Below are 24,485 nucleotides of genomic sequence, written 5' to 3' on the forward strand. Positions count from 1 at the left end.
CGATGAGCGCGGGACACGCGCACAAGCTCTACCGGGCGGGCCGGTCGCCCGTCCACGCCCTCCCCCCGCACTGCAAGATCGCGGCAGTCTTCTGCTTCGTCCTCGTCGTCGTCTCCACGCCCCGCGAGGCCGTCTGGGCCTTCGGGGCGTACGCGCTGCTGCTGGCCGGGGTGGCGGCGGCGGCCCGGATACCGGCCGGGTATCTGCTGCGGCGGCTGCTGATCGAGATCCCGTTCGTGGCCTTCGCCGTGCTGATGCCGTTCATCGCGGAGGGCCCGCGGGTGGCGGTGCTGGGGATGTCGCTCAGCGAGTCCGGGCTGTGGGGCGCCTGGAACATCCTCGCCAAGGGCACCCTCGGCGTCGCCGCCTCCGTCCTCCTGGCCTCCACGACCGAGCTGCGCGCCCTGCTGCTGGGGCTGCAGCGGCTGCGGATGCCCTCGCTGCTGGTGCAGATCGCCTCGTTCATGATCCGCTACGGGGACGTCATCTCCGATGAGATGCGCCGGATGCGGATCGCCCGCCAGTCACGCGGGTTCGAGGCGCGCGGGGTGCGCCACTGGGGGGTGCTCGCCTCCTCGGCCGGGGCGCTGTTCATCCGCTCGTACGAACGGGGCGAACGGGTCCACCTGGCGATGGTCAGCCGGGGCTATACGGGCACCATGCCGGTGATCGACGATGTGACGGCGTCCCGCGCCCAGTGGATGCACGCCGCCGCCCTCCCGCTGACCGCGCTGGCGGTCTGCCTGACCGGATGGATGCTCCTATGACCGACCCCGCCACCACCGCGCCGTCCCTCCAGGTGGCCGGTCTGGCCTATGCGTACCCCGACGGCCATCAGGCTCTCTTCGGTGTCGATCTGACCGTGGCCCGCGGCGAGCGCGTCGCGCTGCTCGGCCCCAACGGCGCGGGCAAGACCACGCTCGTGCTGCACCTCAACGGCATCCTTACGGCGGGCGCCGGGACCGTCACGGTCGCGGGGCTGCCGGTGGCGAAGGCACATCTGGCCGAGATCCGCCGCCGGGTGGGCATCGTCTTCCAGGACCCGGACGACCAGCTCTTCATGCCGACCGTGCGCGAGGACGTGGCCTTCGGCCCGGCCGCGGCCGGGCTGCGCGGCCCGGAGCTGGAGGAGCGGGTGCGGCGCGCCCTGGAGCGGGTCGGGATGGCGGAGTTCGCCGACCGGCCGCCCCACCACCTCTCCTTCGGGCAGCGCCGGCGGGTGGCCGTGGCGACCGTGCTGGCCATGGAGCCGGAGATCCTGGTCCTGGACGAGCCCTCGTCCAACCTCGACCCGGCCTCGCGCCGCGAACTCGCCGACATCCTGCGGTCCCTGGAGGTGACCGTGCTGATGGTCACCCACGATCTGCCGTACGCGCTGGAGCTGTGCCCGCGCTCGGTGGTGCTCAGCGGCGGGGTGATCGCGGCGGACGGCGGGACGCAGGAGCTGCTGTGCGACGAGGAGCTGATGCGCGAGCACCGGCTGGAGCTCCCCTTCGGCTTCGACCCCCGCTCGGTGACGGCGCCGGTGAGGTGACGCCGGTCATCCGGCCCCGCCGGATGCCGCCATCGGTATCGGCCCCGTACGGTACGGCCGCCCGGCCTTGATCCGCTCCACCGCCGCCAGCAGATCCGCCTGCCGCACCCGCGGCTGTCCCGTCCGCAGCACCTCCGCCGCCGCGTCGATCACCGCGCGGCGGATGTCGCGCCCGGTCACCTCGTCGACCCCGGCCAGCCCCTCCGGGGAGACGTCCTCGGCGAGGGGGAGCGCGTCGGGCAGATGGCGCCGCCAGATCCCGGCCCGCGCCGCCTCGTCCGGGGCCGGGAAGCGCACATGCCACACCCGGCTGTCGAAGGCCGTGTCGTAGCAGGACACCAGGTTGGTGGCCAGGACGACCAGCCCCTCGTGGTGGTCCAGGGCGGTGAGCATCTCGCTGCGCATGGCGTTCACCGCGTGCTCCGCGCCCTGGCTGATGGTCTCGAACCGTGCGGACATGAGCGCGTCCGCCTCGTCCAGGAAGAGCACCGCGCCCTGCTCACGGGCGGCGTGGAAGAGCGCCGCCAGGTTCTTCGGGCCCTCCCCGTGGTACTTGCTCTCCAACTGCGAAGCGCGGGCCGCGATCAGCGGACGCCCCAGCCGGTCGGCGAGGGCGTGGGCGGCCAGGGTCTTCCCCGTGCCGGGCGCGCCCTCCAGGTTCACCGCCGAGCCGGGATGCGGCTGTATCTCGCGCAGTCCCCAGTCGTCGAAGAGCACCCGGCGCTGCTCCACGGTGTGCACGGCGCGCAGCAGTTGGTCCAGCGTCCGCTCCGGGAGCACCAGGCGGTCGAAGGTGTACAGCGGCGGCGTCGCGGTGAACTGCCGCGCCCGCTCCCCGATCGACGGCTCGTCCGACTCCGGCCCGGCCCCCGATCCCGCCTCGGCCACCGCCCCCGATCCAGCCCGCGACCCCGACCCCGGCCCCGGCCCCTGCCCCGATCCCGATCCCGGCCCCGGTCCCGCCTCCCTGCCCGGCGGTTGGTTGGTGACCGTAAGGGTGAGCGGCCGTGGCCCGTTGCGGCCGCTGAACTCCTTGGCGGCCTCGATCAGCCGGGTCCGCAGCAGCGCTGCCTCCACATCGTCGGCGCCGCCCGGAATCCCGGTGACGGCGAAGGCGATACGCGAAGCCCTTGCCAGGTTCCTCACTGGATCTCCCCCTCAAACGCCGGACCGATCCCCGGACCGAACCCCGAACCCCGAACCCCGAACCCCGAACCCCGGGCCCTCAGCCCCAGACCGCGACCCTGTGGTGTGCGTGGGCGCTGCGCACCCGCTTCTCGGCCTGCTTCGCCTCGATCCGGCGGCCCTCGACGAACTGCTCCCGCGAGGTGTCGAACAGCCCCTGGATATAGCTGACCTCGCCGTCGCGTATGGACTCGGCCACGGTGACCGCCCGCAGATCGGGATCGGAGTGCAGCCGCTCGCCCTGGGACCGGAACCAGTCCGCCAGGAACTCGATGGTCACGCAACCGACATGGACCACCGCGACCGCGCCGATCCCGCCGAGCGCGAGCAGGACCATGCCCAAAAGGCTCAGCATGACGGCGCCTCCTGCCCGAAGATGATGAGGTCCTTGTCGCCGAAGGCCGCGCGCAGCTCGCCGTCCAGGCGCCGGGCCCGGCAGACCCACACCGGGGCGGGCGGCGTCCCGGTGTCGCGCAGCGGCACGCCCTCCTGGTCCAGGAAGAAGGTCTGCACGAGGAACACCGGCCCTTCGCGCTGCCGCAGCACGGCCCCCGCCGCCGCTTCCGGCGCCCGCGCGCGGTTGCGTACCAGGAAGGCGACCACATCGCGGTAGGTGAGAACGGCCCGCAGCGGTACGCGACGAGCGCTCCGGGTGCTCCGTCCGCTTCCGGCCGCGCGGCTCCGGCCGCCGCACTCCAGCGGGGCGCTCACCTCGCGGAGCGTCACGTCGAAGGTGCCGAGGCAACGGCCGTCGGCTGCCGTATCACCCAAGGCGCGCTGGTCGGGCATGCTTCTCCCCCGTCCTTCGAAAGGGCGGGCCCCCGGTTCCCCCGCGAGGGCCCGATGACCATACTCCGCACCACACCTGTCGCTTCGCGTCCCCCGATGCGGTGGGGAATCCGGGAGGGCGCTGTCGGCGCCCGCTACGACAGAAACCGACGTCCGGGCGGTCCGGGCGGTCCACGCGGCCATCAGCGCTCGGCCCCGCCCCGGCGCGGCGGATGCGCCCCCAGGGCGGTCAGCCGGCGCAGCAGCAGATCCGGTTTGGTGTGCCGGGAGCACACGTACATCGCGAACATCATGCGGACGTCGGCCGGTTTGGAGATGATCCCGCAGGCGGTCATGGCCCGGTCGATCTGCGTACGGACCGTCGAGACCTTCACATCGAGCTGGGCGGCCGTCTCCTCGTACGAGTAGCCGTCCGCGTACCACTCCAGCGCCCGGATCTGGCCCTCGCTCAGCCCCGCCGCCCAAGAGGAGAACACCACGGGCTCATGGGCGGGCGCCTGCGGCGCCGACGAGGCCATATAGAGCGCGTCCAGCAGGGTGAGCTGGCCGAGCCCGGCCCGCGCGCACTGCCTCCGGAAGTCCCGCAGATCCTCCCCGTAGCGCTTCTCGCTGACCTCCAGCTCCTCCAGGATCCAGGCCACCCGGCCGCCGCGGGCCGTGCGCCCCAGCAGATCGGCGAAGTACGGCGGCACGCTGAGCCCGCATTCGCGCACCGCCGTCTCCAGGGCGGAGGCCAGATGCGGTTTGAGCCAGTGCGGATGGTGGCGGGCGTCCCATACGGCGTTGGCCAGGACCGCCGCGCCGACCGTCTTGCCGAAGACGGCCTTCGCCCCGCACACCCAGGGGGCCACCCGCTGGCGCCACTGTTCCGCCGCCGTGCACACCACCACATCCGAGCGCCGCACCAGGTCGGCGAACTGCTCGGCGGTGCCGACGCCCATCATGTCGGCCACGCACACGTCGTACTCCGCGCCGCTCACCTCGAGCTGCTCGACGGAGTCCACCTCGCTGACCACGGTCAGCCGCGGATCGGCGTTCAGCGCGGCCACCAGGCCCCGTCTGGTCATCTCATGGTCCTCGACCACCGCCACCTGCAGCGGCTGCCCGGACCCGTGCTCGGCCGACTCGTCTCTCATCCGACGCCCCCTTGACTCGGCTCGGTCGTGCTGTCTCGTTGGATCGGCAGGGTGAGCGTCACCTGGGTGAACCCGGCGACCGACCGCACCCGCAGCGCCCCGCCCCGCTCGCGCAGCAGCCGGTCGTGGAGCGCCAGCGACCGCATGGCGCCGACGCCGCGCGCCAGCACCTCGGGCGGGAAGCCCACGCCCTCGTCGGTGACCACCAGCTCCACCAGCCCGGCGCCGTCGGCGTCCTCGACGAGGTCCACATGCAGCACCGCGTCGTGCACCCCGGCGCTGCGCTCCACATTGATCAGCGCGGCGCGCAGCGCGGCCTCCAGCAGCTCCACCTGGGACGGCAGCACCCGGGCCGCGGCGCCGACCACGCGCTCGGTGACGATGGGCTCCACGGTGAGGGTGTCGTTGGTCGCCAGCGCGACCTGCCGGTGGACCATGCCGATCAGTGGCACCGACTCGCTGAACCGCCCGGTGCCGATGAAGGTGGCCAGCCGCTCCCGCGCCACCACCGCCGATTTGCGCAGCGAGTCGATCTGTTCGGGGTCCGAGGCGTCGATCCGCTGGAAGGCGTTGAGGGTGTGGCCGAGGTGGTTGTGGAGCTCGATGGCGAGCAGCTTCCGCTGCTCCTGCTCATGGAGCTGAAGGCTCATATCGCCGAGGTCGGCGGCGAGTTGCAGCAGGAACTTGGCGCCGCGGCGGATGAGATACGCCAGCGCCCCGTAGCCGGTGAGCCCGATGAGCACATCGGAGTGGGCCAGCGCCTGCGGGCCGCCGTCGCCCAGGGCGATGACCGCGGCGTAGGAGGCGGCGATCGCGCAGGTGGCGACGATCAGTACCCGCCGCGGCTGGCCGAGCGCCGAGCCGATGCCCGCGGCGGAGATCTGCTCGGTGGTCAGCACCAGCAGCGGGGCCATGTCCTGCGACCGGTGCGAGCCCAGGACCAGCGCACAGGCCCACAGGAAGGCGACGGCCGAGCACAGCTCCACACCGGCCGCCAGACCGTCGTACGTGGTCGGCGGCGTGGCCTGGGGCGTGGCCCGCGGTGTGTCCTGCGGATCGGGCCGACCGCCCGCGCCCTCCCGGCGCTCGGTGTCGTCCGCGATCACCCGCCGGTGGTTACGGCTGATGTGCCCGACGAACCACACGGATTCGGCCACCACCGCGATCAGCAGCAGCAACGCCCGGCCGGTGCGGCAGATGACCGGCGATCCCGGGCACCGTCACCGCGAGCTGGATGCCGTGCATCAGCCGGAAGATCAGCAGGATGCGCAGCATCTGCCATTCCATGTCCCGGCGGGCCAGCCGGTGCCGGTCGGCCGGTGGTTCGGCGGCCGGGTGATGTCCGTCGCTGGGGTGCGGCGCCCGCCCGTGCCCCTGGTGTCGTTCCTCGCGCGGCCACGGCCACGCCCATAAACGCGGCGTCAGCCGCCCCCGTAACCGAGCCACGTGCCCCCCGATTTTCCCTGGTTCCAGTGTGGAGGGGCCGGGGGACGGCGCAATAGGGACCCTTGGCCCTGGCGGAGCCGCGTGCGCGGGTACGGGAGGGCGCTCGGAGGCATACCGGGGGCGCGTGGCGCCATGTCTTCCGCGCCGCCCCGCCGCACCTGCGGCCCCTCGGGCGGTTACGCCTCCCGCGCCGCCAGGCTGGTCCGCACCGCGCGCACCAGCGCCTGCGCACGGGGATCCGCGGTGACCCCGCGCCGCATACCGTTGGTGACGTAGGCAAAGCCGATGCGCGCCTCCGGGTCGGCGAAGGCGAGGGAGCCTCCGCGCCCCGGATGGCCGAAGGAGCCCGGCCCCAACAGCGGGCAGGCGGGGCCGTGCAGCATGTAGCCGAGGCCGTATCGGGTGCCGACGACCAGGACCCGGTCCGGCCCCGCGGACTCCTCCGTACGGGCCATCGTGAGCGTCGCCGGGGCGAACAGCCTGCCCCCCGAGCGGGCCGTACGGGCCGAGGGCAGCGGTCCGATCAGCGCCGCGTAGAAGCGGGCCAGCGCCTCGGCGGTGGCCACCCCGCCCGAGGCGGGCAGCTCGGCGGCGAGATAGGCGGGGTCGTTCTCGTCCGGCACCGGGGTGATCGCGGCGAACGCCCGCCGGGTCAGCGACTCGGGGTCCCGGTACGCCTCGGCTACCGACCGCTTGGGACGCAGCCGCGGCCCGTGTGCGGCGGGCGCGGCGAGGGCCTCCACCGCCGCGATCCGGCCGACCCGGGCTCGCTGCTCCTCGGGCAGCCCGAGCCACAGGTCGAGCCCCAGCGGCCGGGCGATCTCCTCGGCGATCCAGCGCCCGATGGTCCGCCCGGTGACCCTGCGCACCAGCTCGCCCAGCAGCCAGCTGTACGTCTGGGCGTGGTAGCCGTGGGCCGTACCGGGCTCCCATACGGGGCGCTGGGCGGCGACGGCCCGCGGCCCGGATATGCCGTCGACGGCCTCGGCGGGGGTCAGCGGGGTGTCGAGCACGGGCACGCCGGTGCGGTGCGCGAGCAGATGCCGCACCAGCACCCGCTCCTTGCCGGCCGCCTTGAACTCCGGCCAGTAGGTGCTGACCCGGCCGTCCAGGTCCAACTGGCCGCGCTGATGCAGCAGCAGCGGCACGGCGGCGGCGACGCCCTTGGTGACCGACCGGACGACCTGCGCGGTGTCCTGGGTCCAGGGCTCAGGACCGCCGCCGGAAGCCTCGGGGCTGCTCTCGCCGTCGTCGTCGGGGGTCTTCGTGCCACCCCACAGATCGACGACCTTCTCGCCCTCCCGGTAGAGCACCATGGCCGCACCGCGCTCGCCGTGCCGGGTGAAGTTCGCCGCGAAGGCGTCCCGGACCGGTTCGAAACCGTCGGCCACCGTGCCCTGGACGTCCACCACTGATCCGACTCCCGCCATGCCGACCCGCGCGTGTGTGCTGTGTTTCTCCTTATGGTGCAACGTCCCGCGGGTGAGGATCATGCCGGGGCCGGGCAGGATCACCGGCGGACGCGCCGCTATGGGGCTGCGGCGGTCCGAGAGCCGACGAGAAGGGGCACACGGTGCGGAGATTCGAGGGTTACGCGGTCATGCTCACCGGCGCGGGACGCGGGATCGGGGAGGTCACCGCCCGCCGCTTCGCCGACGAGGGCGCCCGGGTGCTGATCACCGACCTGGACGGCGAACGGGCCGCGAAGGCCGCCGCGTCCATACGGGCCGACGGCGGCGAGGCCGAGTCGCTGGGCTGCGATGTGGCCCGGCGGGCGGACGCCGAGGCGGCCGTGGCGCACGCCGTAAGGAGCTTCGGAAGGCTGGACGTCCTGGTCAACAGCGCCCACTCATGCCACGTCGACACCCCGCTGTTCGAGGACCAGCTCGACGACGAGTGGCAGCAGGACATCGATGTCACCCTCGGCGGCGCCTTCCGCTGCTCCCGCGCCGCGCTGCCGCATCTGGCCGCCGCGGACGGCCGGGGCGCGATCGTCAACGTCGGCTCGGTCAACGGCCTCCAGGACTTCGGCAACCACGCCTACAGCGCCGCCAAGGCGGGCCTGGGCAGCCTCACCCGCACCCTGGCCGCCCACGCCGCCCGGCGGGGCGTCCGCGTCAACCTCGTGGCCCCCGGCACGATCCGCACCCCCGGCTGGGACGGCCAGGAGGACACCCTGCGCCGCGCCGCCGAGGTCTACCCCCTCGGCCGGGTCGGCGAACCCGCCGACATCGCCGCCGCCATCACCTTCCTCGCCTCCTCCGACGCCGCCTGGATCACCGGGACCACCCTCCCGGTGGACGGCGGCATCACGACCACGAACGTGGCGGTGCGCAGGGCCTTCGGTCACTCGGAGACGCCCAGCGAGACATAGTCGTAACGGCCCTCCCAGGGCTCGCTCGTATAGACGTTGGTCAGCCGGGAGCCGCGCCAGATCACGCTCTTCTGGAACAGAATGGGCAGATATGCGGCGGAGTCGGAAATCCTCCGATTGATCTGCGCGTAGTCGCTCCCGGCCTTCGCCGGATCCTGTTCGGCGATCGCCGTGTCGAAGAGGTCGTCGACCGTGGGGTCATCCAGCTCCGCGACATTGAAATTGCCGGCGGGCAGGATGAAACGGCTGTCGGCGAGCGGCTGCAGAAAGCTCTGGCCGGTCGGGAAGTCGGCCAGCCATCGGTACAGGACGATGCCGTATCCCTTCTTCTTCACCGTCGCGGGCGCGCCCATCGTCTCGCTGAAATGGGTGCCGTCGACCTGATCGATCTCGGTGGTGATACCGACCTTCCGCAGCGACGCCTGGAGCGACATGGCGACGTCCACGTCGGTGGGGTGGTTGTTGCGCACCGCGATGGTGGTCCGGAATCCGTTGGGCTCTCCGCACGCCTTCAGTTCGGCCTTCGCCTTGTCGGTGTCCGGCTTGCCCTTGCTCTTGAGCGTCTCGTACGGGTCGTAGGAGGAGTCGGAGCCCGCGATGGTGGGCGGGAGCATATGGGGCGCGATATCGCCGGTCTGTGGACCGCCCGCGGCGGTCTGCAGGTTCTTCCTGTCCGCCGCGTAGAGGACCGCCTTACGGCAGTGGACGTTGTTCAGCGGTTTGACGGAGCGGGGGAGGGCCGCGAACAGAAGCAACCCGTTGGACGGGCTGTCCAGCCGGGCACTGAGGTCGGAACTCCTCGTGGCCTGGGCGAGGGAGGCCCCGGTGAGTCCGGAGGATTGCAGATCCAGGTCATAGTCGCCCGAGAACAGGGCTTTCGTGTTCGTCTGCTCGTCGCTGCTGATATTCACCGTGATCCGGTTGGGAAGGGCGCTGCGGATCGGGTCGGACGACCGCTCCCAGTTGGTGTTACGGACCAGTTCCAGCGACGTGCCCGGCTCGTAGGAGTCGAATCTGTACGGCCCCGAGGAGAACGGGTTGTCCTGGTACTTGTCCTTGGTGTCCTTCGTCTTCTTCACCGGTGATGCCGACGGCGTCGCCAGCATGCGCTCGAAGTCGCCGTTGGCCTTCGGCAGTGTGAAGACGATGGTCCTGTCGTCCGGCGTCTTGATGGCCTTCAGACCGAGCTTGTCCTTCGAAGTGTCCTTGTACGGACCCTTGTAGGTGAGGTCGGGATCGAGTGCCTGCTGGAGAAAGATCGGGCCACCGGAGATTTCGTCCTGGGCCCAGATCCGCTCGATGCCGTATTTGATGTCCTGGGACGTGATCGCGGTGCCGTCCTGCCAGGTGATCCCCTTGCGGAGGGTGTAGGTGTACGTCTTGCCGCCGTCGGTCACCTCGGCCTTCTTCTCCGCGAGGTCCGGGACCAGCCCGGTGCCGTCCTTACCGGGCTTGGGGGCATAGGTGACCAGTTGGCGGGCGTAGTAGCGGGAGAAGTTCCAGACGAAGCCGTAATAGCTGCGCTGAGGGTCCCATGAATCCGCGTCGTCCTTGCTGATGAACTTCAGCGTCCCGCCCGGCTTGGTCGAGGCGTTGACGACGCCCCCCTTGGCCGCGGCGTTGTTCCCGGAGGTGGGGCCAGGCTTCGGGGTGCTGGACGACTTCGAGGTGTTGTGCCCGGAGTCGTCCTTGGAAGAGCCCTTCATCCACGACATCGCCAGAGGTATGCCCGCGGCCACCAGGGCCACGAAGAGCGCTCCCGCCAGCCCGTAGGTGACGGCGCGGCGGCGGCCCGGAGAGGCGCCGCCGGGGGAGGGGAGCGGGGCGGGCGACGGCAGGGCCATCGGCGACCAGGTGGGCATCGGCGGCACCCCGGGCAGCGGCACGGGCGCGGGGGCCGGTTCGTGGTCCGCGGGCGCCGGTCCCGGCTCGTACGGCGGCGTGGGCGTGCCCATGAACGTGGGCGGTGGCATCGGCTCGTGATCGTACGGCGGGGGCGGCGGGCCGAAGCCGGGCGGTGCCCAGGCGGCATTGCGGGCCAGGGCGAGCCCGCCCGCCGTATTGCGGTCCCGCTTCTGCGGCAGTGGCCGCCCCTTGGCCCGCAGCGCCGCGTACACCTGCGCGTAGACCGTGTCCAGGTCCAGCAACTCCGGCCCGCCCGGCACCCCTTCGCGCAGCAGCCGCAGCAGCTCACCGGTGAAGGCCGTATGGTGCTCGCCGGGCGGGGCGAGCGCGAAGCTGGTGTCGGGGACGGAGGCCAGCAGATAGGTGCCCTCGATCTCCACCTGGTCGATCACGGCCTCGGCGCTCGCCGCGCTCATGAAGCCGAGTACGCGTCCGCTGAAGCAGCAGTCGAGGAGCATCACCTGGCGCCCGGCCCGTCCGTCGAGCACGACGTCGCGCAGCGTGCCGTACGGCAGCCCGGTGTAGGAGCGGTGCTGTATGGACCCGGTCAGCCCCAGGAAGAGCTCGCCGCGGCGCGGTTCCACGAGACCGTGTCCGGCGAAGTACACCAGCAGGGTGTCCGTGGCCTCCTCGGCGGCGGTCCGGATGGCCTCGAGGACCTCGACCGCGGTGGCGGGGTCCTCGATGACCGTGCAGTGCTCGGGGGCCAGCCCCCAGGAACCCGGCGCGCACAGGGCCGCGGCCAGCGCGCTCAGGTTGTTGGCCACCGCCGGGATCGGCTCCAAGTGGGCATAGCGGCTGCTGCCGATGAGCACCGCGCGGGTGGCGGACGGGTTGGGCAGAACGGTCACGGCTACCGCCCTCCTCCGTCGCCCTGACGGTCCCGGTCCCGTTCCGGTTCGGGGGCGGCCGGGCGCTCCAGGGCGTCGATCAGACGCCGCAGCTCCTCGTCGTCGCCACCGTCGAGGTCGACCGTAAGGTCACCACGGCGCACGGTGATCCGCTGGGCGTGCGGACGTGTCTGCCGCCAGGTGGACAGCGCCAGGGCGAAGGAGGCCGCGCTCCAGGCGTTCTCGGTGATCAGCTGCAGTACATCGGTGAGCACGCCCATCTGACCCGGTGACGGCTCGGCCTGGACCAGCTCCACATGGGCGCCGCGGCGCGCGGCCGGATCCCGTCTCAGCCAGTCGAGGAGCGATCGCAGCTCCGCCTCCCCACCGTTCACCGCTACGTCGATCCGCACCAAGCCCCCTTGTGACGACGGTCTCCCGATTCTGTCCTACCCAGGGGCGTCCGCGCAGGATCAACGAAGAGCAAGGTCAATGGAGTTCGGGCACAAGCCGCCCGCTCATGACTGCCGCGTCGCTGGTGTGGCCAGCGCCCGGCGCCACTGCTCGGTCACCGATCGCCGCAGGCGTTCCGTGTCGACGGCGGGCGGGTCGAGAAGTCGTTGCAGCCCGATTCCTCGGAGCTGTCCGACGATCGCTACCGCGACCTCCTCGGGCGCGAGGTCGTGGCGGATGGTGCCTTCGGCGATTCCGGCCGCCACATCGTCGCGCAGATCGGCCCTGAACGACTCGTCCCGCTCGCGGAAGATCGGTGCCAGTTCGGGCATGGTGGGCGCCTCCGCCCACAGCAGCAGGAACGCGCGATTGGCGGCGCCCACCTGGCCGAGTTGGCCGATGTAGCCGTTGATCAGCCGCAGGAGGCGGTCCAGCCCTGGGGGCAGATCGGCAAGGCCCGGCACGAACCCGGCTTGTGTGCTGCGGGCCAGGAGTTCGAGGAGAGCCTGCTTCGAACCGAAGTGGTGGGTGACGATTCCGCGGCTGTACCCGGCTCGCTCACCCACCCGCGCCAGCGTCAGCGAGCGCACTCCCTGCTCGATGACCAGCTCGGCGGCGGCCGCCAGCAATGCGGCTTCGGCCTGGTCGCGACGCTGCTTCTGGGTGCGACGGGGGGTCGTCATGGCGAGAGTCCTCACTAGCTTGCGTGTTGTCCAACAAGTTTATACGGTGCCACTCATCCTGACTGGAGGTTTCGATGATCGACATGGATGAGCGCGCCCTCGATGTCTTCCTGGCCGAAGACCCCGGCGGCCCCGTGGTGATGCTGAACCTGCTGCGGTTCCGCCCGGACGGCGGTCGCGAGAGCTACCAGCGCTATGCGGAGGCACTCGGCCCGGAGATCAACGCGCGGTACGGATTGCGGGTGGAGTACCTGGGGAACGGTGGTCGCGCCTTGATCGCCGAAGACGGGCAGGCGTGGGACGCGGTGCTCCTGGTGCGCTATCCCAGCCGCCAGGCATTCGCTGACATGATCCGTGACCCTGACTATCAGGCGGCGTCCCATTTCCGTAGCGAGGCGCTGGTGGAATCGGTCCTGCAGCCGACCGTCCCGCTCCAGGGGAGCGTGGTCTGATGCCCGCCGTCTTCGTACACGGCAATCCCGAGACGGCGGCCGTCTGGGATCCCCTGCTCGCCGAACTGAAGGCCGCCGGCGCTGCTCCGGCCGACCTCATCCGGCTGTCCCCGCCCGGGTTCGGCGCGCCGCTGCCGCCCGGGTTCGGGGCGACCGTCGGGGAGTATCGCGACTGGCTGATCGGTGAGTTGACACGCTTCGCCGAGCCCGTGGACCTGGTGGGCCACGACTGGGGCGGCGGACACGTCCTCAACGCGGTGATGAGCCGCCCGGACCTCGTACGCAGCTGGGCCAGTGACACGATCGCGGCCTTCGAACCCGACTACGTCTGGCATGAGCTCGCCCAGCGATGGCAGACACCGGGAATCGGAGAGGCCGATGTGGCCGCACGCTTCGGCGCGCCCGTCGAGCAGCGGATCGCCACGCTCGTCGAGCGGGGGATGGGCGAGGCGGCGGCCGAGTGGGTCGCCCAGGGGCAGAACGAGGCGATGGGCCGGGCCGTGATCGCGCTCTACACCTCCGCCATGCCACCGGTGATGGCCGAGCTCGGCCGGAACCTGGAAAACGCGGCGCGGCGGCCGGGGCTCGTGCTGCTCGCCACCGAGGACCACGCGGTCGGAACCGCCGAGCAGCGACGCCGCGCCGCGCGCCGCGCCGGTGCCCGGGTGGAGGTCCTTGATGGGCTGGGCCACTGGTGGATGACGCACGACCCCGCCCGCGGTGCGGAGGCGCTCACCCGTTTCTGGGCGTCACTGGACCAGGGGTAGTCGCACATACGTGGATGCCCGCCACGAGCGATCAGGTTCGGAACGGCGGAAGGCGTCCGGGTCATCCTTCGCCGGTTGCGGGATTACGCGGACGTGCCGGAAGTCGCGGCACTGCTCGCTGAGCAGGAGGCAGCCTGAAACACGGAAGCGGATCAACCGGCGTGCAGCATCAGTCCGATGCCCGCCACCATCAGCCCCGCCGCCGCGATCCTCGGGCCGCCGAACCGCTCCTTGAAGAACAGCGTCCCGATCGCCGCGCCCACGATGATCGACGATTCGCGCAGCGCCGCGATCGGGGCGAGTTCGGCCTGGGTCTGGGCCCAGAGGACCAGGCCGTAGGCGGAGACCGACAGCAATCCGCCGAGCAGGCCGCGCGCGGCGACGGGGCGTAGCTGGCGGAGGAGGGCGCCGCGGCGGATGGCCAGGGCGCAGGCGGGGATGGCGAAGCCCTCCAGGATCATCAGCCAGGCGATGTAGCCGGGCGCGCTGCCGGAGGCGCGTACCCCCAGACCGTCCACGATGGTGTACGCGGCGATGGACAGACCCGTGGCGATGGCGGCCGTAAGGGCGAGCCACTGCGGTGCGCCCCCGCCGTTCTGCCCGCCGTTCTGCCCGCCTTCCTCGTCGTCAGCGTGGCGGGAGCCCTTGATGCCCCACAGTGCCAAGCCCACCAGTCCGGCCGAGGCCAGTGCGATCCCCGCCGCCTGCCAGTGGTCCGGCCGCTCGCCGACGAAGACCGCGGCGGCCACGGTCACCACCAGCGGGGCGGTGCCGCGCGCGATGGGATACATCTGGCCGAAGTCGCCCAGGTGGAACGAGCGCATGAGCAGCAGTTGGTAGACCACGTGGATGGCCGCGGAGGCCAGGAGATACGGCCAGGCGTCCGCTGCGGGCAGCGGGGCGAACGGCAGCAGTGCCAGTCCGCACAGCGCCCCGCCGCCGCCCACCAGCGTGAAGGCGAGCAGCTGATCGCGGATGCCGTGCGCGATGGCGTTCCAGGACGCGTGGGTGACGGCCGCGATGAGCACCGCGGTCGCGACGAGCGGGGTCATGCGGACCGCTCGCGCACATCCACCAGGGCGCCGTCGGCGTGCGCGATCAGGGTCTTGGGGTCGAGCGGGAAGACGGTGTGGGGGTTGCCCGCGGCGGCCCATACGGTCTCGTGGTCCAGCAGCCGGCGGTCGGCGAGGACGCGGGTGCGGGTGCGGTGGCCGAAGGGCGGCACCCCGCCGATGGCGTAGCCGGTGGTCTCCCGTACCAGCGCCGCGTTCGCCCGGCGGACGCTCCCGGCGCCCAGTTCGTGCCGTACGAGCTCGACGTCGACCCGTGACGACCCGTCCATCAGCACCACCACCGGCTGTCCGTCCGCCTCGAAGACCAGCGACTTGACGATCTGGCTGAGCTCACAGCCGATGGCCGCGGCGGCTTCGGCGGCGGTGCGGGTGGCGTCGGGGAAGCGACGTACCTCGACGTCCAGGCCGAGCTCGCGCAGGGCATCGGCGAAGCGGGGGTGGGCGGCGGCGTCAGGGGTGGGTGTGGGATCGACCATGCAGCGACGCTATCGACGGGCCCGCGGCCCACGCCAGGGCATTTCCCGGTGGTCGCACCCGCGTCCGGCCGGTTCGACCGGTCGGCTGAACGCGAAGGAGCCGGGGGGGGGGGCGGCGCGGCCGCCCGGGGCCCGGGGCGGGCCGCCGGGGGGCCTGGCGGGCGCAGGGGGGGCTGACGGCGACGGGGCGGGGGGGGCCCCCCCCGCCCCCCCCCGGCTCCCGTGCCGTCACGCCGGTGGAACTGCCGGCAACTGCCGGCTCAGCCGCCCGCGCGCAGCAGCGCCGCCACCATCGGGCCCGCCGTGTCGCCGCCGTGGCCGCCCTCGGGGACCACACCGGCGGCCGCGATGTCGTCGCGGTACGCGCTGAACCAGCCGTTGGGCTTCTCCTGGTTGTCCACCTCGGCCGAACCGGTCTTGGCGCCGAAGTCACCGCTCATCCCGGCCATCGCCTCGGCGGCGGTGCCCGAGGTGGCCGTCAGCCGCATCAGCTTGCGCAGCTGGTCATGGGTGCTCGACTTCATCGTCTTGCTCGCCTTGGCCAGCGTCCGGTCGTCCAGCGACGGCGAGACCAGGTACGGCTGGCGGAAGGTGCCGGTGGAGGCCGTGGCCGCGACCGACGCCATGTTGAGCGGGTTCATCCGCACCCCGCCCTGGCCGATCAGCGAGGCGGCCTTGGAGGCCGCCGACTGCACCGGCACCGCGCCGTCGAAGGAGGGCACACCGGTCTGCCAGTTGAGCCCGATGCCGAAGACGTTCCGGGCCTCGTTGGTCAGGTCGTCGTTCTTCAGCTTCCCCGCCTGGCTGATGAAGGCCGTGTTGCAGGAGCGGGCGAAGCTCTGCTCGAAGGTGCCGTTCTTGATCTCGAACTTCTTGTCGTTCTGGAACTTCCAGCCGCCGTACGAGAAGTACTTGGGGCACGGATGGGCCTTGCCGTACGCCGCCAGACCCTTGTCGATCAGCGTCGCCGAGGTGATGATCTTCATCGTCGAGCCGGGTGCGTACGAGCCCTGCAGGGCGGTGTTGAAGCCGCTCGCGGGGGAGTTGGCCACCGCGAGGACCTCACCGGTGCTGGGCTTGACCGCCACCACCGACGCCTTGGTGCGCTTGCTCACCTGCTGCTCGGCGGTGCTCTGGAGCGATGCGTCGATCGTCGTGCGGAGCGTGCCCGGGGTGCCCTTGGAGAGCACCTTCAGCGTCTTGTCGGGGGACTTGGAGCCCTTGGCGCGCTCGATCCAGGTCTCCACGCCCGCCTTGCCGCCCGCCTTCTTGCCGTACCGCTCGCGCAGCGCGGCCAGGACGGTCTTGAGGGTCGGGTGCTCGGCGGCGGTCAGCTCCTTGCCGTCGCGGTCCACCGCCTTGATCGGCGGCGCCTCGGACGCGCCGGTCTTCAGGGTGTCGCCCTCGGCGAGGTCGGGCTGCACCACCGAGGGCTTCCAGCCGACGACCGGCTTACCGGTCTTGGTGTCGCGGGTGACGGTCAGCGAGGATTCATACGTCCAGGGGACGCTCTGACCGCCGGAGGAGATCTGGGCGTTGACCGAGAACGGCACCTTCGCACCGCTCGCCTGCCCCGGCTCCAGCGCCACCTTGGCCACATGGGCCTTCTTGCGGTAGTCGCCCAGCGCCGTGGTGGCCGCGCCGGTGTCGTCCGTAAGGGCGGCGGCCTTCGCCGTCTCGCCCGCCGACCAGGCCGCCAGGAACGCGCGGGCGGTGGTCTTGACCTCGGCCGCGCTGGGCGGGCCGGTCTTCACGTTCTTCAGGGACGGCTTGTCGTCACCCGAGCCGGCGCTCGCACCGTCCTTCGCACTGGATGAATCGTCCTGGCCGCTGCCGCAACCGGCAACACCGACCATGGCGGCGAACACCGCACCGACGATCGCGGCTCTCGCGCCACTCCGCATTACAGAACCCCCACAGTGTTCTCGATTCCCTCCATCAGTCGATGGAGGCCGCGGTGCCCGGCACTCTACCGGCACCAAGAGAAGCCCCCGCGCCCTCACCGTAGGGGGGACGCGGGGGCGGGGGGCCGGATCCGGACGGCGGGCCGGGGATCAGATCCAGGTATCCAGCCACATCCGGGCACGCCAGGAGTCCATCGGCATCGTCTGGCCCGTGTAGAGCGGGAAGAAGTAGATGAAGTTCCAGATGATCAGCAGGACGAGCGCGCCCGAGCCGACCGCGCCGATCACCCGGCGGGTCTCGCTCGCCCCCGGCGGCCCCAGCAGCGCGCCGATCATCATCGCCACCGCCAGACACAGGAACGGCACGAAGACGACGGCGTAGAAGGAGAAGATCGTCCGGTCCTGGTAGAGGAACCACGGCAGATAGCCCGCCGCGATCCCGCACAGAATCGCGCCCGCCCGCCAGTCGCGCCGCAGCGCCCACCGGAACAGCAGGTACAGCAGCGCGAAACAGGCCGTCCACCACAGCAGCGGGGTGCCGAGCGCCAGCACCTCACGGGCGCACTTCTCGGCGGCGTCCGTGGGACAGCCCTCCTGGCCGGCCCGCGGGGACTCGTAGAAGTACGAGACCGGCCGGGACTGCACCATCCAGCTCCACGGATTGGACTGGTAGACATGCGGCGAGTCCAGGTTGACGTGGAACTGGTAGACCTCGGACTCGTAGTGCCACAGGCTGCGCAGCGGGTTGAGCAGCCAGTCGAAGGCGCCGCCGGTGCCATAGCCGCCGCCGTCCGGCTTCCGCGATTCGGCCCAGTGGCGGAAGTAGCCGCTGTGCTGCCAGCCGCGCCCCCGGTCGAAGGTGCCGCTCGAGGCGAACCAGCCCGACCAGGAGGCGATGTACGTGACGATCGCCACAGGCACCAGCGAGACGAACGCCCAGCCCAGATCGCGCCGCAGCACCGCCCGGTAGGGGCGGAGGGCGCCCGCCGTACGGCGGCTGCCCACGTCCCACAGGACGGCCATCAGACCGAAGGCCGCCAGCACATACAGCCCGTTCCACTTGGTGCCGATGGCCAGGCCCAGCAGCACCCCGGCCGCGATGCGCCACGGCCGCGCGCCCAGCTTCAGGCCCCGGGCGACCGCCGGATCCGGCCGCGGCGTGCCGTCCTCACCGGCCGGCAGCGCCGCCGCCAGTCTGGCGCGCGCCTGGTCCCGGTCGACGAGCAGGCAGCCGAAGGCGGCCAGCACGAAGAACATCACGACCAGGTCGAGCAGCGCCGTGCGGCTCATCACGTAGTGCAGCCCGTCCACGGCCATCAGCGCGCCCGCCAGACAGCCGAGGAACGTCGACCGGAACAGCCGCCGCCCGATCCGGCACAGCATCAGCACCGAGACCGTGCCGAGCAGCGCGACCATGAAGCGCCAGCCGAACGGGTGCAGCCCGAAGAGCTGCTCGCCGAGGCCGATCACCCACTTGCCCACCGGCGGGTGCACCACATACGAGGCCGCGTCGCTGAGCGGGATGTGCTGCGGGGTCTCCAGGATCCGGTCGTTGGCGGCCTTCGGCCAGGTGCCCTCGTAGCCGTACTCCCAGATCGACCAGGCGTCCTTGGCGTAGTACGTCTCGTCGAATATGACGTTGTCCGGGCTGCCCAGCCGCCAGAAACGGGTCAGCCCGGCGCACAGCGCGACCAGCAGCGGCCCGCCCCAGCCGCTCCAGCGGGCGATTCTGGCCGCCGCCGAGGGGGTCGCGCCGAAGACCTCCCAGAGCCGGGTGCCCGGCTCCGCGTACGGCGGGACCAGCCGCTCCCGTACGCCGGGCCCGGTCCGGCCCGCGTATCCGAAGCGGCGCAGCCGGCGCTGCCAGGCCGGCTGCTGCTGGCCGGTGGCTTTGCCCGGCTGGGCGTGGGTCGCGGTGTCACTGCTCACCGGGCCATCGTAGGGAAGGGGTCTGTGAGTGTGGTGGGGAAAGGCGGCGAACCGGGGATTCGTGCCCGGGGCGGCGGGCGCGCGGGGCCTGCCGCGGGCGGCTGCGAGGATGGTGGGCGTGACTGGAACGCTCGTACTGGCAGGGACCCCCATCGGCGACACGGCGGACGCGCCCCCGAGGCTGGCCGCCGAACTCGCGGCCGCCGACGTGATCGCCGCCGAGGACACCCGGCGGCTGCGCCGCCTCACCCAGGCCCTGGACGTGCGCCCGGCCGCGCGGGTGGTGTCCTATTTCGAGGGCAACGAGTCGGCCCGCACGCCCGAGCTGGTCGAGTCGCTGGCCGAGGGCGCCCGGGTGCTGCTGGTCACCGACGCCGGCATGCCGTCGGTCTCCGACCCCGGCTACCGTCTGGTCGCCGCCGCCGTGGAGCGCGGGATCACCGTCACCGCCGTGCCGGGCCCGTCCGCGGTGCTCACCGCCCTGGCCGTGTCGGGACTGCCGGTGGACCGCTTCTGCTTCGAGGGGTTCCCGCCGCGCAAGGCGGGGGAGCGGCTGACGCGGCTGCGCGAGGTCGCCGACGAGCGCCGCACCCTGGTCTGGTTCGAGGCCCCGCACCGGCTGGACGACACCCTGGCGGCCATGGCCGAGGTGTTCGGCCCGGACCGCCGCGCCGCGGTGTGCCGGGAGCTGACCAAGACGTACGAGGAGGTGCGGCGCGGCCCGCTGGCGGAGCTGGCCGCCTGGGCGGCGGAGGGCGTGCGCGGCGAGATCACCATCGTGGTCGAGGGCGCCCCCGCGCCCGGCCCCGAGGAGGCGGGCCCCGCCGAGCTGGCCCGCCGGGTCGCGGTGCGCGAGGAGGCCGGTGAGCGCCGTAAGGAGGCCATCGCGGCGGTCGCGCAGGAGGCCGGGCTGCCCAAACGGCAGGTGTTCGACGCCGTGGTGGCGGCGAAGAACGCGACGGGAAGCGCGCCACGAGAAGGTAAAGCACCGTAGCGAAAGGCAAAGCGCAGGTTAGTAGCCGGGCAGCTCCATGCCGGTTTTGGGAAGGCCGGTGCCAAATCTCGCTCAAAGAGCGGGAAGAGTCGATGCGGTAGCGGCGGGAAAGGCGTCCACTGGGTGTGGAAGACCTGGGGCGATCCCATCCCGGAAGACTTGTCCTGTGTGACAAGAGGAGCTGCCATGAGCGATATAGCGGGAACCTCGAGCGGTGCTCATCCGATAGCCGCCCACACCCCCTCCGCCGGGCCCGGCGAGGTGGCCCACGAGGCGTACGCCTTCGCCTGCATGAAGTGCGGGCACGGCTGGGAGCGGTCGTACGACATCGAACACCACGTGGACGGCGAGGGCCGGGCCTTCGTCGTCTACTTCACCGGCGGCCTGCGCGTTCCGTCCCCGCTGACGAGCCCCGACTGCGTCAACTGCGGTGCGCATCTGGTGCGGATCATGCGCTCGGGGCAGGTCTCCTCGGTCCTGGAGAGTGCGCGGCGCGGGAGGCCGCACACCGCCCGGGGCCCGGAGGCGGGCACCGGCGCGACGGAGGGGGCGGACGGGGCGGACGCCGGGACGGGCGCCGGGGCGGATGGCGCGCCGGAAAATGAGGGCCCCGCGCGACGCCGTGCGCACCATTGGCATCTGGCGAATCTGCTGCACCCCTTTCAGCACCACCGCGACTGAGTAGGTTCCGGTTCATATGAGCTGTTTCACATGAGCGGGTTCACCTGAGCCGGTTCACCTGAGCCGGGCGCGGGTCAACTGAGCGGCCGGACGCGATTCACCGCACATTCACCGGGATTCATAGAATCGCGACCATGGCGAAAACAGCATCGACCCCCGGCGGTAGTGGCAAGGCGAGCGGCGCGCAAAAGGAAAAGGACGCGCCCCCGCCGCCGCCGGAGCCCCTGCGGGTCCCGGTCGCCGATTCCCACACCCACCTGGACATGCAGCCGGGCACGGTCGAGGAGGCACTGGCCAAGGCCGCCTCGGTCGGCGTGACGACCGTCGTCCAGGTGGGATGTGATCTGGCCGGGTCCCGGTGGGCGGCCGAGACCGCGGCGGCGCACGAGAGCGTCTGGGCCACCGTGGCCCTGCACCCCAACGAGGCACCGCGCATCGTCCTCGGCGACCCCGACGGCTGGTCCCGGCAGGGGGCGCGGCAGCCCGGCGGCGACGCGGCCCTGGACGCGGCCCTCGACCAGATAGCGGCCCTGGCCGCCCTGCCCCAGGTGCGGGGCGTGGGCGAGACCGGCCTGGACTACTTCCGCACCGGCCCCGAGGGCATGGCCGCCCAAGAGCGCTCGTTCCGCCGCCATATCGCCATCGCCAAGGAGCACGGCAAGGCGCTGGTCATCCACGACCGCGAGGCCCACGACGATGTGCTGCGGGTGCTCGCCGAGGAGGGCGCGCCCGACACCGTCGTCTTCCACTGCTACTCCGGTGACGCGGCCATGGCGAAGATCTGCGCCGAGCGCGGCTACTACATGTCGTTCGCGGGCAACGTCACCTTCAAGAACGCCCAGCCGCTGCGCGATGCCCTCGCCGTCGCCCCGCTCGACCTCGTTCTCGTCGAGACCGACGCGCCGTTCCTGACCCCCGTCCCCTACCGCGGACGGCCTAACGCTCCGTATCTGATTCCGCTCACGCTGCGGGCCATGGCCGAGGTCAAGGACGTCCCCGAGGACACCCTGGCGACCGCCGTAGCGGCCAATACGGCGCGTGTCTTCGGCTATTGAGGCGGCGCTGACGCCTCGTGAGGGGCGGTGGCGATCCGACGCGACCGATCACACTGTGTGATGACTTCGCTTTGGAGAGTCACCCCCACTCCGCTACAGTCCCGGACTCAACGCCCTGACCAGTGGACTTGTGGAGTGTTACGGGAGTGTTCTTGTGAGCCGTAGGGGCAGCCACCGCGTCTCGGGCGGCCGAGCCGCCGCCCGCCGAGCCGCCCGCCGCGGCGCCACCGGCCGGACCGACCCGATGCGCCGGCTGCTGCCGCAGGCGATGGTGGTCGCCGCGCTGGCGGGCGGCACCTCCGCCTTCGTCGCCCAGGACAAGGCCGTACGGCTCAGCGTGGATGGCGACGCGCGCATCCTGCACACCTACGCCGACGACGTGGGCGAGCTGCTGGCGGACCAGGACGTCCGCGTCGGCGAGCACGACATCGTCGCCCCCGCGCCCGGGGAGCGGCTCGCCAACGGCGACGAGATCGCCGTCCGCTACGGCCGCCCGGTCACCCTCACCCTCGACGGGGAGCGCCGCCGGGTGTGGACCACCGCTCACACGGTTGACGGCGCACTGCGCCAACTGGGCGTACGTGCCGAGGGCGCGTATCTCTCCGCCTCCCGCTCCGCCGCCATCACCAGCCGCGGCCTGCTCCTGCACGTCCGCACCGAGCGCACCGTCACCTTCCGCGCCGACGGGCGCGAACACCCCGTCCGCACCAACGCTGCCACCGTCGGCGAGGCCCTCACCGCGGCCGGGCTCACCCTGCGCGGTGAGGACACCACCTCCGTCCCCCTGGACAGCTTCCCGCGCGACGGCCAGATGGTGAAGGTGATGCGGATCACCGGCGGCAAGAAGATCCGGGACGAGCCGGTGCCCTTCACCACCGTCCGCCGCGCCGACCCCACGCTCCCCAAGGGCACCGAGCTCGTGGAGCGGCCCGGCGAACCGGGCACCCTGCGCACCAGCTACCGGGTGCGCAGCGTCAACGGCGTACGGCAGCGGCCGCGGAAGATCCGCAGCGAGATCGTCAAGCCGCCGGTGGCCAGGATCGTGCGGGTCGGCACGATGACCGTGCCCGCGCAGGTCGGGGGCCCGGCGGACGGGCTCAACTGGCGGGCGATGGCGCGCTGCGAATCGGGCGGCCGGGCGGACGCGGTCGACGGCTCTGGCCGCTACGGCGGCCTCTACCAGCTCGACCAGGGCACCTGGCACGACCTCGGCGGCCACGGCCGCCCCCAGGACGCGCCCCCGGCCGAACAGACCTACCGCGCCAAGAAGCTCTACCAGCAGCGCGGCACCGGGCCGTGGCCGACGTGCGGGCGCAAGCTCCAGCACTAAGCGCTCCGCTGGATGTGCCGCGCCGTGCCGTCGGTCGTCCGTGGCGCCATCGTGGCCGGCCGCGCTCCGCGGCGGAGCCGCATATCCCATGCAGCCCCGCGCCCCTTCAGGGCACCCGCCGAACCGCAGTGGACTTCGTCCGACCTGCTGAGGCTGGGGGCTCGGTTCGCCTCCGGGGTTCGCCTCCGGGCCGCTTCGGCCTCCCGGGGCTACCGCTGGGAGGTGCCCGGGCCGGAAACGGGCAAGACCAATCATCCCGGGCCTGGGGACGCCCTGTCCCGTCCGTGAACCGGGGCCCCGAAGAGCGGCCGTAAACTTCCCGGGTGAGCACCACCGACCCCGATGTCCTGCTCGGCCCCGCCGATATCCGCGCACTCGCGGCGCGGCTCGGCGTACGCCCGACCAAGCAGCGCGGCCAGAACTTCGTCATCGACGCCAACACGGTCCGCCGGATCGTCCGGACCGCCGGGGTGCGCCCCGAGGACGTGGTCGTCGAGGTCGGCCCCGGGCTCGGCTCGCTGACCCTCGCGCTGCTGGAGGCCGCCGACCGGGTCACCGCCGTCGAGATCGACGACGTTCTCGCCGCCGCGCTCCCCGCGACCGTCGAGGCCCGGCTGCCGCACCGCGCCGACCACTTCGCGCTGGTGCACCGCGACGCCCTGCGGGTGACCGAACTGCCGGGGCCCGCCCCGACCGCCCTGGTCGCCAACCTGCCCTACAACGTCGCCGTGCCCGTGCTGCTCCATATGCTCGGGCGCTTCCCGAGCATCGAGCGGACCCTGGTCATGGTGCAGGCCGAGGTCGCCGACCGGCTCGCCGCCCCACCCGGCTCCAAGGTCTACGGCGTCCCCTCCGTGAAGGCCGCCTGGTACGCCCACGTCAAGCGCGCGGGCGCGATCGGCCGCAACGTCTTCTGGCCCGCGCCGAACGTCGACTCCGGCCTGGTCTCGCTGGTACGCCGGGACGAGCCCCTGCGCACCACCGCCACCCGGGAAGAGGTCTTCGCGGTGGTCGACGCGGCGTTCGCCCAGCGCCGTAAGACGCTCAGGGCGGCGCTCGCGGGCTGGGCCGGTTCGGCGGGGGCCGCGGAGGAGGCACTGAAGGCTGCCGGGGTCTCGCCGCAGGCGCGCGGCGAATCGCTGACGGTGGAGGACTTCGCCGCGATCGCCGAACATCGCCCCGCGGCCTGACCCCACACGCCCCGCCTGCGGCCGGCTCGTTCCCCACCCCGCCCCTTCCCGCGGCATCGATATGCGGCTCCGCCGCGTGGCGGGGCTCGAAGGGGGCTCTGGGCCGAGGTGCCCCATCACCCAGCCCCTCCGGCGTTTGAGGAGCGGGGTCCGGGGCGGAGCCCCGGTTACGGGAAGGGGCGGGGTGGGGAAAGAGCCCGCCGCAGGCCCCCCCCCCCCCCCGGGGGCCCCCCCCCCCCCCCCCCCCCCCCCCGGGGCCCCCCCCCGCCCCCCCCCCCCCCCCCCCCCCCCCCCGCCCC

At 72.3% G+C, this 24,485-nt stretch carries 24 protein-coding genes; 10 read left to right on the forward strand and 14 right to left on the reverse strand.

The genetic code is table 11. From position 1 onward, the window contains the following. Positions 1–2: 2 nt before the first annotated feature. Entirely contained in the window at positions 3–767 is a 765-nt protein-coding gene (gene cbiQ, locus J5X86_RS07470; protein WP_208515969.1) for a cobalt ECF transporter T component CbiQ, read from the forward strand. Then, positions 764–1,534 (forward strand): energy-coupling factor ABC transporter ATP-binding protein, encoded by a 771-nt coding sequence (locus J5X86_RS07475; RefSeq protein ID WP_208515970.1) that lies wholly within the window; start codon positions 764–766, stop codon positions 1,532–1,534. Before cbiQ ends, J5X86_RS07475 begins: the two co-directional genes overlap by 4 nt. A gap of 6 nt (positions 1,535–1,540) precedes the next feature. Here J5X86_RS07475 and J5X86_RS07480 read toward each other — a convergent pair whose 3' ends face one another. The 7 genes from J5X86_RS07480 to J5X86_RS07510 all read right to left on the reverse strand — a co-directional run bounded on the left by J5X86_RS07480 (position 1,541) and on the right by J5X86_RS07510 (position 7,520). After that, complete coding sequence (locus J5X86_RS07480) at positions 1,541–2,680, reverse strand: ATP-binding protein (RefSeq protein ID WP_208515971.1); 1,140 nt, start codon at positions 2,678–2,680, stop codon at positions 1,541–1,543. Between the two features lie 79 nt (positions 2,681–2,759). Beyond that, the gene (locus tag J5X86_RS07485; RefSeq protein WP_208515972.1) at positions 2,760–3,074 is read right to left on the reverse strand and encodes a hypothetical protein; all 315 of its coding nucleotides are present in this window, start codon (positions 3,072–3,074) and stop codon (positions 2,760–2,762) included. Further along, the gene (locus J5X86_RS07490; protein ID WP_208515973.1) at positions 3,068–3,508 is read right to left on the reverse strand and encodes a hypothetical protein; all 441 of its coding nucleotides are present in this window, start codon (positions 3,506–3,508) and stop codon (positions 3,068–3,070) included. The genes J5X86_RS07485 and J5X86_RS07490 overlap by 7 nt, the downstream gene beginning before the upstream one ends. A 182-nt stretch (positions 3,509–3,690) precedes the next feature. After that, positions 3,691–4,644: a response regulator transcription factor gene (locus J5X86_RS07495; protein ID WP_208515974.1), complete on the reverse strand. Its 954-nt coding sequence runs from the start codon at positions 4,642–4,644 to the stop codon at positions 3,691–3,693. Continuing rightward, positions 4,641–5,822: a hypothetical protein gene (locus J5X86_RS07500; protein WP_208515975.1), complete on the reverse strand. Its 1,182-nt coding sequence runs from the start codon at positions 5,820–5,822 to the stop codon at positions 4,641–4,643. The genes J5X86_RS07495 and J5X86_RS07500 overlap by 4 nt, the downstream gene beginning before the upstream one ends. Next, the gene (locus J5X86_RS07505; RefSeq protein ID WP_208515976.1) at positions 5,761–5,919 is read right to left on the reverse strand and encodes a hypothetical protein; all 159 of its coding nucleotides are present in this window, start codon (positions 5,917–5,919) and stop codon (positions 5,761–5,763) included. Before J5X86_RS07505 ends, J5X86_RS07500 begins: the two co-directional genes overlap by 62 nt. Positions 5,920–6,266: 347 nt before the next feature. Beyond that, a complete protein-coding gene (locus J5X86_RS07510; RefSeq protein WP_208516142.1) occupies positions 6,267–7,520 on the reverse strand; it encodes a serine hydrolase domain-containing protein in 1,254 nt (417 codons plus the stop codon). A 143-nt stretch (positions 7,521–7,663) separates the two neighbouring features. On the opposite strand from J5X86_RS07510, the gene J5X86_RS07515 reads away from it, so the two are divergent. Then, positions 7,664–8,464 carry an SDR family NAD(P)-dependent oxidoreductase gene (locus tag J5X86_RS07515; protein WP_119994609.1) on the forward strand — a complete coding sequence of 267 codons (801 nt, stop codon included), beginning with the start codon at positions 7,664–7,666 and terminating at the stop codon, positions 8,462–8,464. On the opposite strand, the gene J5X86_RS07520 is transcribed toward J5X86_RS07515, so the two are convergent. From J5X86_RS07520 to J5X86_RS07530, 3 genes are all read right to left on the reverse strand, one after another. Beyond that, positions 8,437–11,220, reverse strand: coding sequence for an ABC transporter substrate-binding protein (locus J5X86_RS07520; protein WP_208515977.1), 2,784 nt, complete (start codon positions 11,218–11,220; stop codon positions 8,437–8,439). The two genes, J5X86_RS07515 and J5X86_RS07520, sit on opposite strands and share 28 nt — an antisense overlap. 2 nt (positions 11,221–11,222) lie before the next feature. After that, on the reverse strand, positions 11,223–11,612 hold the full coding sequence (locus J5X86_RS07525; protein ID WP_208515978.1) for a hypothetical protein: 390 nt from the start codon (positions 11,610–11,612) through the stop codon (positions 11,223–11,225). Between the two features lie 105 nt (positions 11,613–11,717). Then, on the reverse strand, positions 11,718–12,335 hold the full coding sequence (locus tag J5X86_RS07530; protein ID WP_208515979.1) for a TetR/AcrR family transcriptional regulator: 618 nt from the start codon (positions 12,333–12,335) through the stop codon (positions 11,718–11,720). Positions 12,336–12,409: 74 nt separating this feature from the next. Between J5X86_RS07530 and J5X86_RS07535 the strand changes: the two genes are divergently transcribed. Together J5X86_RS07535 and J5X86_RS07540 are read left to right on the forward strand one after the other, a co-directional pair. Then, positions 12,410–12,787, forward strand: coding sequence for a DUF1330 domain-containing protein (locus J5X86_RS07535; protein WP_208515980.1), 378 nt, complete (start codon positions 12,410–12,412; stop codon positions 12,785–12,787). Continuing rightward, complete coding sequence (locus tag J5X86_RS07540) at positions 12,787–13,554, forward strand: alpha/beta fold hydrolase (protein ID WP_208515981.1); 768 nt, start codon at positions 12,787–12,789, stop codon at positions 13,552–13,554. The genes J5X86_RS07535 and J5X86_RS07540 overlap by 1 nt, the downstream gene beginning before the upstream one ends. A 152-nt stretch (positions 13,555–13,706) precedes the next feature. Here J5X86_RS07540 and J5X86_RS07545 read toward each other — a convergent pair whose 3' ends face one another. The 4 genes from J5X86_RS07545 to J5X86_RS07560 form a co-directional block, all read right to left on the reverse strand. Beyond that, a complete protein-coding gene (locus J5X86_RS07545) occupies positions 13,707–14,606 on the reverse strand; it encodes an EamA family transporter (RefSeq protein ID WP_208515982.1) in 900 nt (299 codons plus the stop codon). Next, positions 14,603–15,103 carry a YbaK/EbsC family protein gene (locus tag J5X86_RS07550; protein ID WP_208515983.1) on the reverse strand — a complete coding sequence of 167 codons (501 nt, stop codon included), beginning with the start codon at positions 15,101–15,103 and terminating at the stop codon, positions 14,603–14,605. Before J5X86_RS07550 ends, J5X86_RS07545 begins: the two co-directional genes overlap by 4 nt. Before the next feature lie 260 nt (positions 15,104–15,363). Beyond that, a complete protein-coding gene (locus tag J5X86_RS07555; RefSeq protein ID WP_208515984.1) occupies positions 15,364–17,007 on the reverse strand; it encodes a penicillin-binding transpeptidase domain-containing protein in 1,644 nt (547 codons plus the stop codon). A gap of 150 nt (positions 17,008–17,157) precedes the next feature. Continuing rightward, the gene (locus J5X86_RS07560; protein WP_208515985.1) at positions 17,158–18,936 is read right to left on the reverse strand and encodes a dolichyl-phosphate-mannose--protein mannosyltransferase; all 1,779 of its coding nucleotides are present in this window, start codon (positions 18,934–18,936) and stop codon (positions 17,158–17,160) included. A gap of 118 nt (positions 18,937–19,054) precedes the next feature. Here J5X86_RS07560 and rsmI point away from each other — a divergent pair, with 118 nt between their 5' ends. From rsmI to rsmA, 5 genes are all read left to right on the forward strand, one after another. Further along, positions 19,055–19,930, forward strand: a complete 876-nt coding sequence (gene rsmI / locus J5X86_RS07565) for a 16S rRNA (cytidine(1402)-2'-O)-methyltransferase (protein ID WP_137967114.1) — start codon at positions 19,055–19,057, stop codon at positions 19,928–19,930. A 186-nt stretch (positions 19,931–20,116) separates the two neighbouring features. Further along, the gene (locus J5X86_RS07570; RefSeq protein ID WP_208515986.1) at positions 20,117–20,611 is read left to right on the forward strand and encodes a hypothetical protein; all 495 of its coding nucleotides are present in this window, start codon (positions 20,117–20,119) and stop codon (positions 20,609–20,611) included. A 134-nt stretch (positions 20,612–20,745) separates the two neighbouring features. Then, entirely contained in the window at positions 20,746–21,666 is a 921-nt protein-coding gene (locus J5X86_RS07575) for a TatD family hydrolase (RefSeq protein WP_208515987.1), read from the forward strand. A 130-nt stretch (positions 21,667–21,796) separates the two neighbouring features. Further along, positions 21,797–22,996: a ubiquitin-like domain-containing protein gene (locus tag J5X86_RS07580; RefSeq protein WP_374229229.1), complete on the forward strand. Its 1,200-nt coding sequence runs from the start codon at positions 21,797–21,799 to the stop codon at positions 22,994–22,996. A gap of 323 nt (positions 22,997–23,319) precedes the next feature. Continuing rightward, the gene (gene rsmA, locus J5X86_RS07585) at positions 23,320–24,186 is read left to right on the forward strand and encodes a 16S rRNA (adenine(1518)-N(6)/adenine(1519)-N(6))-dimethyltransferase RsmA (RefSeq protein ID WP_208515988.1); all 867 of its coding nucleotides are present in this window, start codon (positions 23,320–23,322) and stop codon (positions 24,184–24,186) included. The last annotated feature ends 299 nt before the right edge of the window (positions 24,187–24,485 follow it).

The organism is Streptomyces sp. NEAU-YJ-81, assembly GCF_017592595.1.
GTDB lineage: Bacteria > Actinomycetota > Actinomycetes > Streptomycetales > Streptomycetaceae > Streptomyces > Streptomyces hygroscopicus_B.